General features: G+C 52.6%; 12 protein-coding genes. All 12 read left to right on the forward strand.

Going from position 1 to position 13644, the window contains the following annotated elements:
- Window positions 1-140 precede the first annotated feature (140 nt).
- Complete coding sequence (gene cysD / locus OEL57_RS07930; protein ID WP_300739395.1) at window positions 141-1046, forward strand: sulfate adenylyltransferase subunit CysD; 906 nt, start codon at window positions 141-143, stop codon at window positions 1044-1046.
- Window positions 1046-2938, forward strand: coding sequence for a sulfate adenylyltransferase subunit CysN (gene cysN, locus OEL57_RS07935; RefSeq protein ID WP_300739397.1), 1893 nt, complete (start codon window positions 1046-1048; stop codon window positions 2936-2938). The genes cysD and cysN overlap by 1 nt, the downstream gene beginning before the upstream one ends.
- Before the next feature lie 99 nt (window positions 2939-3037).
- Window positions 3038-4204 (forward strand): polysaccharide biosynthesis/export family protein, encoded by a 1167-nt coding sequence (locus OEL57_RS07940; protein ID WP_300739399.1) that lies wholly within the window; start codon window positions 3038-3040, stop codon window positions 4202-4204.
- A gap of 1 nt (window position 4205) precedes the next feature.
- Window positions 4206-5372 carry a glycosyltransferase family 4 protein gene (locus tag OEL57_RS07945; protein ID WP_300739401.1) on the forward strand — a complete coding sequence of 389 codons (1167 nt, stop codon included), beginning with the start codon at window positions 4206-4208 and terminating at the stop codon, window positions 5370-5372.
- Between the two features lie 117 nt (window positions 5373-5489).
- A complete protein-coding gene (locus tag OEL57_RS07950; protein ID WP_300739403.1) occupies window positions 5490-6110 on the forward strand; it encodes a phage tail protein in 621 nt (206 codons plus the stop codon).
- Window positions 6111-6122: 12 nt separating this feature from the next.
- Entirely contained in the window at window positions 6123-6707 is a 585-nt protein-coding gene (locus tag OEL57_RS07955) for a phage tail protein (RefSeq protein ID WP_300739405.1), read from the forward strand.
- Between the two features lie 20 nt (window positions 6708-6727).
- Entirely contained in the window at window positions 6728-7321 is a 594-nt protein-coding gene (locus OEL57_RS07960; protein ID WP_300739407.1) for a phage tail protein, read from the forward strand.
- Between the two features lie 17 nt (window positions 7322-7338).
- Complete coding sequence (locus tag OEL57_RS07965; RefSeq protein ID WP_300739408.1) at window positions 7339-8601, forward strand: Ig-like domain repeat protein; 1263 nt, start codon at window positions 7339-7341, stop codon at window positions 8599-8601.
- 72 nt (window positions 8602-8673) lie between these two features.
- Entirely contained in the window at window positions 8674-9714 is a 1041-nt protein-coding gene (locus OEL57_RS07970) for a beta-3-deoxy-D-manno-oct-2-ulosonic acid transferase (protein WP_300739409.1), read from the forward strand.
- On the forward strand, window positions 9715-10950 hold the full coding sequence (locus OEL57_RS07975; protein WP_300739410.1) for a capsule biosynthesis protein: 1236 nt from the start codon (window positions 9715-9717) through the stop codon (window positions 10948-10950). It abuts the gene before it with no gap.
- A 192-nt stretch (window positions 10951-11142) separates the two neighbouring features.
- Entirely contained in the window at window positions 11143-12957 is a 1815-nt protein-coding gene (locus OEL57_RS07980; protein ID WP_300739411.1) for an InlB B-repeat-containing protein, read from the forward strand.
- A gap of 49 nt (window positions 12958-13006) precedes the next feature.
- A partial coding sequence (locus tag OEL57_RS07985; RefSeq protein WP_300739412.1) for an SDR family NAD(P)-dependent oxidoreductase occupies window positions 13007-13644 on the forward strand: 638 nt, incomplete at its 3' end.

Raw genomic sequence — 13644 nt, forward strand, 5'->3', positions numbered from 1 at the left:
ATATGGTCCTGGTGGATATCGGGCAAAAGATTTTTTCAAGGTCGGCGTTCCACTTAATATCCTGTATATGGTTGTGTCGATCCTTCTTATTCCTCTGTTTTGGAAGTTTTAGTTGACGTTGGCCTGGAGTCGTAATTGTCATGCAACTTAATGTAACCCATCTGCGCCAGCTTGAGGCCGAAAGTATTCACATTATCCGTGAAGTAGCTGCCGAGTTTGAAAATCCGGTGATGCTGTATTCAATTGGTAAAGATTCTTCGGTTATGCTGCGTCTGGCGCTGAAGGCCTTTTATCCGGCAAAACCTCCCTTTCCCCTGATGCACATTGATACCACCTGGAAGTTTAAGGAGATGATCACCTTCCGTGACCAGATGGCTGCGGAGTATGGTTTTGATCTGTTGGTACATGTCAATCAGGATGGCGTTAGGCAGGGGATCAGCCCGTTTAAGCATGGCTCAGCACTTTACACGGATGTCATGAAGACGGAAGGGCTTAAGCAGGCATTGGACAAGTACAGGTTTGATGCTGCCTTTGGTGGCGCACGTCGTGATGAAGAAAAATCCCGCGCCAAGGAACGGATATTTTCTTTCCGCAGTGCAAACCATCGCTGGGATCCCAAGAATCAGCGGCCTGAGCTGTGGAATCTGTACAATACCCGTGTAAAACCAGGGGAAAGTATTCGTGTTTTTCCCATTTCAAATTGGACTGAACTTGATGTCTGGCAGTATATCCACCTGGAGCAGATTCCGATTGTACCGCTCTATTACGCTAAAGAGCGCCCGGTTGTGGAACGGGACGGCATGTTGATCCTGCTGGATGACGACCGGTTGGAACTGCAGCCCGGTGAGCAGGTTCAGATGAAGTCGGTCCGTTTTCGGACTCTGGGCTGCTATCCGCTGACCGGAGCCGTGGAATCTGCTGCTGCCACGCTACCGGAGATAATCCAGGAAATGCTGCTGACCAGGACTTCGGAGAGGCAAGGCCGGTTGATTGACCACGACCAAGCTGGGTCTATGGAGAAGAAGAAGCATGAGGGGTATTTCTGATGTCCCACCAATCTGAAATGATAGCTTCTGATATTCACTCCTATCTGAAAAGTCAGGAAGTAAAGGGGATGCTGCGCTTTATCACCTGCGGCAGTGTTGATGATGGCAAAAGCACCCTGATTGGCCGCCTGCTGTGGGATTCAAAGCTGATCTTTGAAGACCAGCTTGCTGCTCTGGAAGCAGACAGTAAAAGGATCGGAACGCAAGGGGGCGAGATTGATTATGCCCTGCTGCTGGATGGTCTACAGGCAGAGCGTGAACAGGGCATCACCATTGATGTTGCCTATCGCTTCTTTTCTACTGATAAACGCAAGTTCATAGTGGCGGATACGCCGGGTCATGAGCAGTACACCCGCAACATGGTGACTGGGGCCTCCACCGCAGATGTTGCCGTGATTCTGGTTGATGCCCGTAAGGGAGTGCTGACACAAACCAGACGTCACAGTTTTCTGGTGTCGTTAATGGGAATCCGTCATGTTGTGCTGGCCATTAACAAGATGGATCTGGTGGAATTTTCTGTATCCCGTTTTCAGGCTATTCGTGAGGAATACGCGGCCTTTGCTGCCGGGTTGGGGTTTGCAGATATCACCGTTATTCCGATTTCAGCTCTGCAGGGTGATAATGTTTTGCTGCGCAGTGGTCGTACCCCCTGGCATGACGGTCCAACTTTGATGGAGTATCTGGAAACTGTTGATGCTGTGCATGAAATAGAGAATCAGGCGTTTCGTATGCCGGTGCAGTGGGTTAATCGTCCTGATCTGGATTTTCGCGGTTTTTGCGGGACGCTCGCCTCAGGCCGGGTGCAGCCTGGCGATGAGATTGTTGTCGCGGCTTCAGGTAAAACCAGTCGGGTGGCACGTATTGTAACCATGGATGGTGATCTTGATGAGGCTTCAACAGGGCAGGCGGTTACGCTTGTGCTTGAAGATGAGATTGATATCAGCCGTGGTGACCTGTTGGCGGACCCATTGGCGCGTCCGTCATTTGCAGATCAATTTGAGGCTCGAGTTGTCTGGATGTATGAAGACGCATTGATGGCTGGGCGCAGATATCTGATGAAGAGTGGCTGCAGTACGGTTCCTGCAGCAGTAACTGCGCTTAAATACAAGATTAACGTAAACTTGTTACAGCATGAACCGGCAAAAAGATTGGAGTTAAATGAAGTAGGGGTCTGCAATCTGGTGCTGGACAGGCCGATCGCCTTTGATCCCTATGCTGAGAATCATACTACCGGTAGTTTTATTCTGATCGACCGTATCAGTAACGCAACGGTTGGCGCCGGTATGATTGATTTTGCCCTGCGCCGGGCAACCAACGTGCATTGGCACACAGAGCAGGTTAGCCGCGATATCCGGGCCGCTTTGAAAGGACAGTCTCCCTGTGTTATCTGGCTGACCGGGCTTTCCGGTTCCGGCAAGTCCACCATCGCCAACGCCCTTGAACAACGGCTCGTACAGCTTGGAAGACATACCATGTTGTTGGATGGGGATAATATCCGTCATGGCTTAAACAAGGATCTGGGCTTTACCGAAGAAGACAGGATTGAGAATATCAGGCGCATCGGTGAGGTGGCAAGGTTACTGACTGAGGCTGGCCTTATTGTCATTACCGCCTTTATTTCGCCGTATCGTGCAGAGCGTGAGATGGTGCGGAACCTGCTGCCTGCAGGTGAGTTTGTTGAGGTGTACGTCAGCACCTCTCTGGAGGAGTGTGAACGACGCGATGTGAAGGGGCTGTACAAGAAAGCACGCAAGGGGAGTATCCCTAATTTTACCGGCATCAGCGCCCCCTATGAAGAGCCGCTGTCGCCTGATGTGACTGTTGATACCTCTTTGGTTTCAGCTGATAGAGCAGTTGCCATGATACTTGAATCTATTGGTTTGAACCGCTAACTGTGGTAGACAAGGGAAAAGCAAGGATGAAGGATGAAGGATGAAGGATGAAGGATGAAGGATGAAGGATGAAGGATGAAGGGGAGAGTAAAGAACGTTATGATGAATCTGGTATCTGCAAAATCATTAGCTATGATTACATTAAGCCTGTTGCTTGCCGGTTGTGCGGGCTGGTTGCCATCGTCCGGTCCAAGTGTCAGTGAGGTCAGGGATGCAGCAGAAAGCCCACGTTTGTCCGGTATACAGCTGGTGGATCTGAATGATTCCGTGGCCCGTCGCCTGCTGGCACAGCGCAAACAGGAGCTTTTTTCTGAAAAACTGGGGGTTGGCAAACCTGCTGCCTGGATTATCGGTACCGGTGATGTTGTTGAGGTGTCCATTTGGGAAGCCCCTCCGGGTACTCTTTTTTCTTCATCTGCACTTGAAACCAAGTCTGGTCCGGCTTCATCACGGGTAACTCCCTTTCCTGAGCAGATGGTGGATAGTGACGGCCTGATTACCATCCCCTTTGCCGGCAAGATCCGGGCAGGTGGCCGTACGCCGCAGCAGGTTGAGGCTGAGGTGGCTGAACGATTGAGGGGGTTGGCAAACCAGCCTCAGGTGCTGGTGCGTGTGCTGCGCAACACCCACGCGACTGTAACGGTGGTAGGAGAGGTGGCCACCAGTGCCCGTATGCCGCTGACGCCGGGCGGAGAGCGTCTGTTGGATGCTCTGGCAGCATCCGGCGGGGTTCGGCAACCGGTTAACAAGATGACCATTCAGGTGACCCGGGGTGATTCAGTGCAGTCCATGCCGCTTGAAATGGTTATCCGTGACCCTTGTCAGAATATTACCCTGCAACCGGGAGATGTAGTGACCGCCCTGCACCAGCCATCAAGTTTTACCATGCTGGGTGCAACCGGCAAAAATGAAGAAATCAATTTTGAGGCACAGGGCATATCCCTTGCTCAGGCCCTGGCTCGTGGTGGTGGACTGCAGGATGCCCGCGCCAATGCGCAGGGGGTATTTGTCTTCCGGCTTGAGTCTGCAGATGCGCTGGATTGGCCTTCCAAGCCTGCTCAAACGACACCTGACGGGAAAGTGCCGGTGATTTACCGGGCTGATCTGAAGGATCCTGCTACCTTTTTTGTGGCTCAGTCATTTCCGGTTAACAACAAAGATGTATTGTATGTGGCCAATGCGCCATCAGTTGAGCTGCAGAAATTTCTTAATATAATTATGACACTGGCATATCCGGTGATAAATGTAATTCCTTTGACTCGGTAACATGAAGGGCAACTATCCTTTCCTGATTGACGTATCCCGTCTGGTGGGCAGGCTGATGAAAGGGCGGCTGCCCACCGGCGTTGATCGGGTAGCACTCGCCTATGTCAGCCAGTACGGTGAGCGATCACGGGCCTTTATCCGTGATGGCCGCTTTCATGTTGTGCTGACGGAAAAGCTTTCTCAGACGCTCTTTCATCTGCTGTTTGCACCGCCAGTTGATTTTAAGGCCCAAGCCTGGCGATTGATTGCCCAGGGGGCTGCCGCAGGTATTCGCCAAGGCGATCTGAGCGGTTCTGTTTTTCTGAACATTGGTCATAGCGGACTTGAATATCATCGTTATCCTAATCTGTTGAGAAAAATGAAGGTGCGACCGGTTTTTCTGGTACATGACCTGATACCGGTTACCCATCCAGAATACTGTCGCCCCGGTGAAGGTGAACGCCACCGGATCAGAATGAAAACTGTGCTGGAGCTGGCCCAAGGGGTGATCACCAATTCTCAGGCCACCCTGGATGAACTGGCCCGTTTTTCCGATGCGCTGGGTATGCGTCTGCCACCAGCACAACCAGCCTTTCTGGCGCCACCTGTATTTCCCCCACCTTCCGCGGTACGCCTTGTTGATCGTCCCTACTTTGTGGTGCTTGGCACCATTGAACCACGCAAAAATCATCTGTTGTTACTGCAGGTCTGGAAACGTCTGGTGGAGCAACTGGGAGACCGGGCTCCTCTGCTGGTGCTGATTGGTCAACGTGGCTGGGAATGCGAGAATGTGGTTGACCTGCTGGAACGCTGCGAAGCGGTTCAAGGCCATATTATTGAACATGCTTCCTGTTCAGATAGCGAGCTTGCCACCTGGCTGCACCATGCTCAAGCACTATTATTTCCGTCATTTATTGAAGGTTTTGGCCTGCCGTTGGTGGAGGCCCTGGCATGCGGCACGCCGGTGATTGCCAGTGATCTGCCGGTGTTTCATGAGATAGCGGGTGACATTCCGGATTACTGTGACCCGCTGGACGGGTTGGGGTGGTTAGGACTCGTTGTCGACTACAGCAGTTCAGACAGTCAGAAACGGGCGGAGCAGCTACAGAGAATCAGCTGTTATTGTCCCCCTACCTGGCCGGATCATTTCGCTAAAGTAGAGTTACTATTACAACAGCTTACACACTAAAAGCCCGGAGGCTGGTTGAAATTTTTCTTGCGGGTCCGGTTGTCTAACAGGCAAAGCCGTGTATACTCAGTTATTCGGTTTTTGGGAGATTGAATGCAGGTAAAAACTGGAGGAACCATGATGATAAAACGCTGGCGAAATGCAGTGGCACGGCCGCTTGTTATCGCAATATTGGCACTGTTAACCGGCCTGTTGTATCAGCCGGTTCTCCATGCTGAAGATCCTTTTATTGGTGAAGTCATGTGTGGTGGCTGGAATTTTTGTCCCAACGGTTGGGCAGAGTGTAATGGGCAACTGGTACCTATTGCTGAATATGACGCCTTATTCAGCCTGATCGGCACCACCTATGGCGGTGATGGTCAATACACCTTTGCCCTGCCGGATATTCAAGGGCGCACCATGGTCTACCAAGGGCAAGGCACAGGGCTTTCAAATCGGGTGCTCGGTGAAACCGGCGGAGTGGAGACCGTGACGCTTACCACAAATCAGATGCCATCCCATGCCCACGGTGTGGCAGTCCACAGCGGTGCAGAAAAAGCTGCATCTCCCACCGGGAAAATCCCTGGTGTTACCGCCACAGCAGCGCCGGTCTACAACAGTGCTGCAACCAGCGGCAAAACCCTGGCTTTCGGTGCCTTGGCTCCGACCGGTGGTTCGCAGCCCCACAATAATCTGCAACCCTATCTGGTCGTGAAATGCTGCATTGCTCTTAATGGCATTTACCCTTCCCAGTATTGATCAGGAGGCTTTATGACATGGTACAGATTGAAAAAAACTATGATTTTGCCGCTGCTGGCCCTGCTGGTTTTACTCTGCACGGTTCCGGCACAGGCAGATGATCCATTCTTGGGTGAAATCAGGTGGGTAGCCTTTAATTTTGTTCCTAGATACTGGGCACGGTGCGATGGCCAGATATTGCCAATACAACAGAATCAGGCCCTCTTCTCCCTGTTGGGTACGACCTTTGGTGGCGATGGTCGCATTAATTTTGCCCTGCCGGATATGCGTAGCCGCGCGCCGATCCATGTAGGCAGCACATACACACTTGGCAGTAAGGGCGGGGAGGAATCCCATGGTCTGACGTCACAGGAAATGCCGATCCATACCCACAGTCTGAAAGCTGACCCACGGGAAGGTAGTGCCATTGATCCCACCAACAACTATCCGGCCAAGAACAGCGGAGGTGGTTCCGCCTACGGAAGCTCAGCTACAGCAAGCATGGCTTCCGGTGCTGTGGCATCCACCGGCAACAGTCAGCCCCATGAGAACATGAAACCGTACAGTACCCTTAACTGCATCATTGCGCTGTCAGGAATTTATCCAAGCCAAAATTAGGTGAGTGCAAGGAGATCGTGATGCCAAGAATCGTTGTGAACTGCATGATACTCTGTCTGCTCTGGTTCGGAGCTATTCCCGCCAGCATGGGGCATGCCGGTGATGAGCCATATATCGGTCAAATCCTTTGGGTCCCATACAATTTTGCCCCCAGAGGATGGGCTTTTTGTAATGGCCAGATTCTGCCGATAAGCCAGAATACAGCGCTTTTCTCTCTGCTGGGTACCCAGTATGGCGGGGATGGTAAATCAACCTTTGCCCTGCCGAATATGCAGGGCAGGCTGCTGCTGCATGCGGGCCAGTCTCCGGGGACATCAGTATATAATCAGGGAGAGTCCGCTGGCGAGACGACCCATACCTTGACGGCTACTGAGCTGCCGAACCACTATCACACGGTAAACGTCTCAACGGCCACCGGTGCCGATAGCAGTCCAGCAAACGTTTACTATGCCCAGCCAGCCAACGGCAAACAGTATGGCCCGGATGGTAGCTCCAGTTTTGCTTCATCGGCTATTGTAACAGCCGGTGGTGGACAACCCCACAACAACATGATGCCCTATGTTACCCTTAACTGCATTATTGCACTTCAGGGTGTTTATCCGCCAAGGCCGTAGTTCCGGGAGGATGTTTTATGCGCCTTTTTAGAATCCTGATTGCGGTTGCTGTTATCTGGGGACTGTCAGTTACAGTACAGGCTGCTGTCATAGTAACCGGCGGTCTGGATGCCTCGTATCCCACTATGAACCGGGTTAGTGACCGTGCCGGGTTTCCTGCATCTGCCAATACCTCTTTGCCCTATGAACTGCTTGAGGTCAGAACCACTACCCCTGGTGATACTCTAACCGCCACAGTGGGGAATACTACGCAGTTTGACTCATTTCTTACGTTGTATTCATCGTTCAACCCCGCTGCACCCCAGTCAAACATCCTTGCTGCGGATGATGACAGCGCAGGCTATCCCCATGCCCAATTGACGAAAACCGGTCTGGCTGCAAACACAACCTACTATCTGGTTATTACCAGCTACGCTTCCGGGGCAGACGCTGTTTATCCGCAATATGGCAGCTACAGTCTGACCCTTGGTGGTAATTTTACGGTTGTGCAGAAGGCAACCAGCACAACGCTGAGCGCTTCAGCAAACCCGGTAATACAAGGGCAGGAGATCACTTTGACTGCAGCGGTTGCTAAAAGCGGAACAGCTCTGCCCACCGGTACGGTGACTTTCAAGGAAGGCAGTACCACGCTGGGAACAGGAACTGTCAGTAACGGTCAGGCCACCTTCAGCACATCTGCATTGTCAGTGGGCAGTCATGCAATTACGGCGCTCTACGGTGGCGATCTAAAAAACAGCAGTTCAACCTCAACAGCCTTAACCGTGGTTGTTGCTGAAGCGCAGAAACAGCTTGCAGTTAGCATTGTAGGCAACGGTTCTGTTACCAGCGATCCTGCAGGAATCAGTTGCGCTGCAGGTAGTGGTGCTGGTTGTACTGCAGCTTTTACTACAAATAGCACGGTTGTTCTTACTGCAACAGGTAATACCGGGTTCAACTTTACCGGCTGGTCCGGCGCATGTAGCGGTAGCGCTGGTTGCAGTGTTCAGATGGATGCGGACAAATCGGTTACTGCAACCTTTACGGTTCAGAACAATGTCAAGGTCAACGGCACCAGCTACGGAACCCTTAATAACGCTTATCTTGCTGCTGGTGACGGCGCGACCCTTATGGCCCGTGATCTGACTTTTACTGAGGATCTGCTGTTAAACCGCGGGATTGGTATTGTTCTGCAGGGCGGGTATGCCGACGGTTTTGGCAGTCATACCGGCTATACCACGTTGCACGGTGTTCTTACGGTCAGCAGCGGTAGCGTTGTGCTGGATAATCTGAAAATCAAATAGAACAGCAGGCAAAGCTGGCATAGTGAAGCTGTATCTGGTCAGCGGCTGACGTTTTCTGTACAGGATGTTTGGATGTCTCTTGATACTCCGGTCATACCCCCAAGGGTGTATGCGCTTGATTTTTCCCATTGGAAGAAGGCAAGTCTGCGCTCCTGCTTTGCTGGCAGTCAAGTGCGATTCGTTACGCAGATTAAGCAGGTTCCGTCCGGCTCAACCCTGGCGGTTTGGGGACGCAGAGAACTGCCCGGCCTGGCTGATCACGTAACGGTTGTTCGACTGGAAGATGGCTTTATCCGCTCAGTTGGTCTGGGGGCAGACCTGACCCGTCCGGTTTCCTGGGTGATTGATCGGCAGGGGATCTACTTTGATGCCACACAGCCTTCTGATCTTGAAACGTTGTTGCAGACCACTGTTTTTTCCGATGAACTCTGTCAGCGTGCTGCCCGGCTGCGTGAATGTCTGGTTGTTGCCGGACTCACCAAGTATAATGTCGGTGCCGGAGGATGGCAGCGACCTGACAATCTGAGGCGGATCATTCTGGTGCCGGGTCAGGTGGAGTCGGACGCCTCACTGGCCTACGGGGCCCCCGGCATCAAAACCAATATGGGGCTGCTACAGGCGGTGCGGGCAGCCCATCCAGACACCTACCTGATCTACAAACCCCATCCCGATGTGCTGGCTGGCCTGAGGGCCAAAGGGCAGGCTGAGGATCAGGCCCGGAACTGGTGTGATGAACAGATAACAGATGTTGCCATGGGAGCTTTGCTGCCCCAAGTGGATGAAGTCCACACCATGACATCGTTAACAGGCTTTGAAGCACTTATGCGTGGTAAAAAGGTTGCGTGTTACGGTCAACCGTTTTATGCCGGCTGGGGCTTGACAACGGACGTTGTGCCGCTTGAACGGCGTATCCGTCGGTTGACGCTGGATGAACTGGTTGCCGGGAGTCTGTTGTTGTACCCTTGCTATATCAGCAGAACCAGTGGTCGGCTGATTACTGCAGAACAGGCGCTGGATGAGCTTGTGGCCTGGCGTGAGCAGGCATCTGTAGCTGAGACGTTATGGACCAGGCTTAAAAGAATTGTGCTTCGTCTTGTTGTGGGAGTCAGATAAATGCAACTGCGTCGTTTCCTGTTTTTACAGGGGGTCTGTTCCCTTTTTTTTGCCTGTCTGGCAGAACGGTTGGTCCGGGAAGGACACCGGGTTTATAAAGCTAACTTTAATGGTGGTGATGCTGCCTATTGGCGGGGGGCGTCTGCCTGGCCATTTCGCGGGCATCTGGAGGGTTTGCCAGCCTTTCTCAAAAGTACATTTGAGGAGCATAAGATCAGTGACGTTGTCCTGTTTGGTGACCGGCGCCCTGTTCATAAACCAGCTGTGGAGCTTGCACAATCAAGCGGTATTCGCGTCCATGTCTTTGAGGAAGGGTATTTCCGTCCCCATTGGGTGACGCTGGAGCGTCAGGGGGTTAACGCCCACTCTTTGCTGCCCCGTGATCCTGTCTGGTACCGTGAAGCAGGCAAACAGCTTGGCGATGGCTTTGTTGCCGAGCCCTTTCAGACAACCCTCAAAATCAGGGCTGCCCATGATGTTTTGTATCATCTCGCGAGCGTCGTTAATCCCCTGTTGTATCCAGGTTACCGAACCCATGCACCTTACATTGCGCCGTTCATGTATGCTGGCTATGTCCGGCGTTTTGCCATGAAACCGCTGCATGAACGTCGAGATAGCGTACTTGTCAATGGTTTGATCAGTTCAAAAACTCCCTATTATCTCCTGCCGTTACAGCTGAACAGTGATGCCCAGATTCGTGATCACTCTAACTTCAAAGATATGGCTGATGTGATGGCCTTTGTGATGGCTTCGTTTGCCCTGCATGCGCCTGCCGGCAGCCGACTGGTGATCAAAAATCATCCGCTTGATATGGGGCTGGTCAACTATCCACGCATCATTGCAGAACTTGAGGCGCGTTACGCTGTTGTCGGCAGGGTAGACTATCTGGAAACAGGTAATCTTGAGGCACTGGTGCAGCATGCCCGGGGAACGGTTACCGTTAACAGCACGGTGGGTGGGGTTGCATTGCAGTACGGATGCCCCACCATAACGCTTAGTGATCCGATCTACAACCTGGCAGGCCTGACCTTTCAGGGGGGGCTGGATAGCTTCTGGCAGAATGCTGAAACGCCTGATCAGGAACTGTTCCGCTGTTTTAAGGCCGTGGTTATTCAGACTACCCAGATTAATGGCGGTTTTTACTGCAAACGGGGCATTGAACTGGCGGTGAAAAATGCCGTTCCCGTTTTAACGTCAGAAAAATCTCCGTTAGAAAGACTGATTCGGTCTGATTAAACTATAAAGCGGTTCTGTGTCCTGCTCTCTCATTACTTGCGTTTTACGTGATATATGCTGTTATTATTAGTACATTCTGTTGTGTCTAGCCTGTTGTTTAAGGAGGAGCGTATGCATTCCGTACCTGTCCTGAGCAAAAAGAACACTGGATGCCGCTGTAGGTTGTTTTTTGCGTTTTTGCTGGTCTGCCTGATGCCACTTATGGCTCATGCCGCTATTGTTGCTGACCACACAAGAGCTGTAGATGTGTCACCAGCAGAGGTGGCGTTGGCAAAAAGCAGTCTGCATATTGCGTATGGTCATACCTCCCATGGCAGCCAACTGGTAACCGGTATGAGCGCCCTCAGTGCTTCCAATTCCCTCTATTCATTTTCATCCGGTGGAACCAACGGTAGCCTGGATCTTCGTGACGACGCAATGGACGGGGATGTGGGGTATTATCCCGACTGGTATAATAATACCCGCAGTTACCTTGGTCCGCCGAATCCGTCCACCGGCAGGGGTACAGCAAATCCGGCTATTAACGTAGTGATCTGGTCTTGGTGCGGTCAGGCCTCCAGCTACTCTGAACAGGATATGATTGACAAGTATCTGACCCCCATGTCTCAGCTTGAACAGGAGTATCCGGGGATTCAGTTTGTCTATATGACCGGACATCTTGATGGCGAGGGGCCAGCAGGCACACTGCACCACCGCAATAATCAGATTCGCACCTTTGTGCAGCAAAACAACAAGATCCTGTTTGATTTTGCCGATATTGAGAGCTACGATCCGTCCGGCAATGAATTTTATACCAGGCTGGCGAACGATAATTGTGATTATGACAGTGATGGCAACAACAGCCTTGACCAAAACTGGGCTGTTCAGTGGCTTGCAGACCCTGCTAATCAGTACAGCAATCTGAAAACCCTGGCTGAAACATACTGCGGTGACTGTACCCATAGCCAGAAACTGAACTGCGTGCAAAAGGGACGGGCTGTCTGGTGGCTCTGGTCCAGGCTGGCTGAAAGACAAGCGCTGATTGTGACCCGCACCGGCACCGGCAGTGTTGCCAGCAGCCCGGCAGGTATTAGTTGCGGTAATGATTGCGGCGAGTTCTATGCCAAAGACAGTCAGGTGACCCTTACCGCAACACCGGAGAATGGCAGTGTGGTGACCGGATGGGGGGCTGATTGTCCAGGTTGCGGCACTAATACGGTTTGCTCTGTCACCATGGATCGCCCGCGGAGTTGCTCGGTTACGTTTGTGCCCGGCCATACCCTGACGGTTAGCCGTAACGGTGACGGCTCAGGCACCCTGACCAGTCTTCCTGCCGGGATCAACTGCGGCAGCAGCTGCAGTTCTTCTTTTGTTGCCGGTTCCAACGTGACACTGCTTGCTACTACTGCCTCGCTGGACAGCGCCTTCACCGGTTGGGGGGGCAGCGATTGTGGTGCTTGTCCCTGGACATCCGACACCTGTGTTGTGCAGATGAACAGCGACAAACTTTGTTCAGCAACCTTTGAACCGGCTAACCTGGTAATTGTACAAAAGACGGGGAATGGCAGCGGCAAAGTGACCAGTAACTATCCCGGCATTGACTGCGGTTCAAGCTGTTTTGCCGCCTATGCAAAAACAATGACGGTCTCACTATTCGCCACCCCTGAGGCGGGCTCGGTTTTTGCTGGCTGGCAAGGGGACTGTGAAGGGAGCAGTTGTTCTCTTTTCATGAATTTTCGTCACAATGTGACGGCGGTCTTTGAGCAGGAGGATGTAGCCAGACTGGGGGGCGATAGCTTCAACAGCATTGCAGGGGCCTATGCCGAGGCCGGCAGTACTGCCACCATCAGGGTCAGAGACAAGGAACTGTATGAAAACCTGAATTTGAACCGTGCGGTCAACGTGACGCTGCTGGGGGGCTATGCCAGTGGCTTTGCTACCGTGAGTGGGGTAACAACGATTAGCGGCAGTGTAACCATTGGTGGCACCAGTGGAAAAGTAACGCTGAGTAATTTTGTGATACGCTGATGAACCTGACAGATCGTAAGTAAAGAAATGCAGGGGAGCGGGAGCACCATTGACACCAGTTTCATGTACCATTCTGATCACCGGGGCAACCGGCGCCATCGGTTCTGCACTGGCTTTGCAGTACGCTGCTGCCGGGCATTGTCTGTTGCTGGGCGGGCGAAGCGCTGAAAAGCTTGAGCAACTGGCCGAAAGTTGTCGAGAGCAGGGTGCCCGGGTTGTAACGCTTATCTGCGACCTGCAAGACCATCGTGATTATCTGGAGCAGGTAGAGCAACTCTGTGAACAGCATTGTCCGGACCTGGTGATTGCCAATGCCGGTGTCAGCAGCACTGCAGATGCGTCCGGCGAATGCTGGCAGGCGAGTGAAGAGGTGGTCTGCGTGAACCTGCTGGCTACCCTGACTACGGTTCAGGCAGTGGTTCCTACCATGCGCCGCAACGGGGGAGGGCAGATCGCCCTGATCAGCTCGTTGGCTGCCTGGTATGGCCTGCCGGTTACTCCGGCCTACTCTGCCAGTAAGGCAGCAATCAAGAATTATGGTGAGGCGTTGCGTATCAGCCTTGCTTCTGAAGGAATCAGTGTTTCTGTTGTTATGCCCGGCTTTGTCAGTTCAGCCATGTCTCGCACCGTGCCCGGTCCCAAGCCGTTTCTGATGACGGCAGACCGGGCAGCGCAGCTGATTATCAT

This window comes from Trichlorobacter sp. (assembly GCF_030247655.1).
Taxonomy (GTDB): Bacteria; Desulfobacterota; Desulfuromonadia; order Geobacterales; family Pseudopelobacteraceae; genus Trichlorobacter.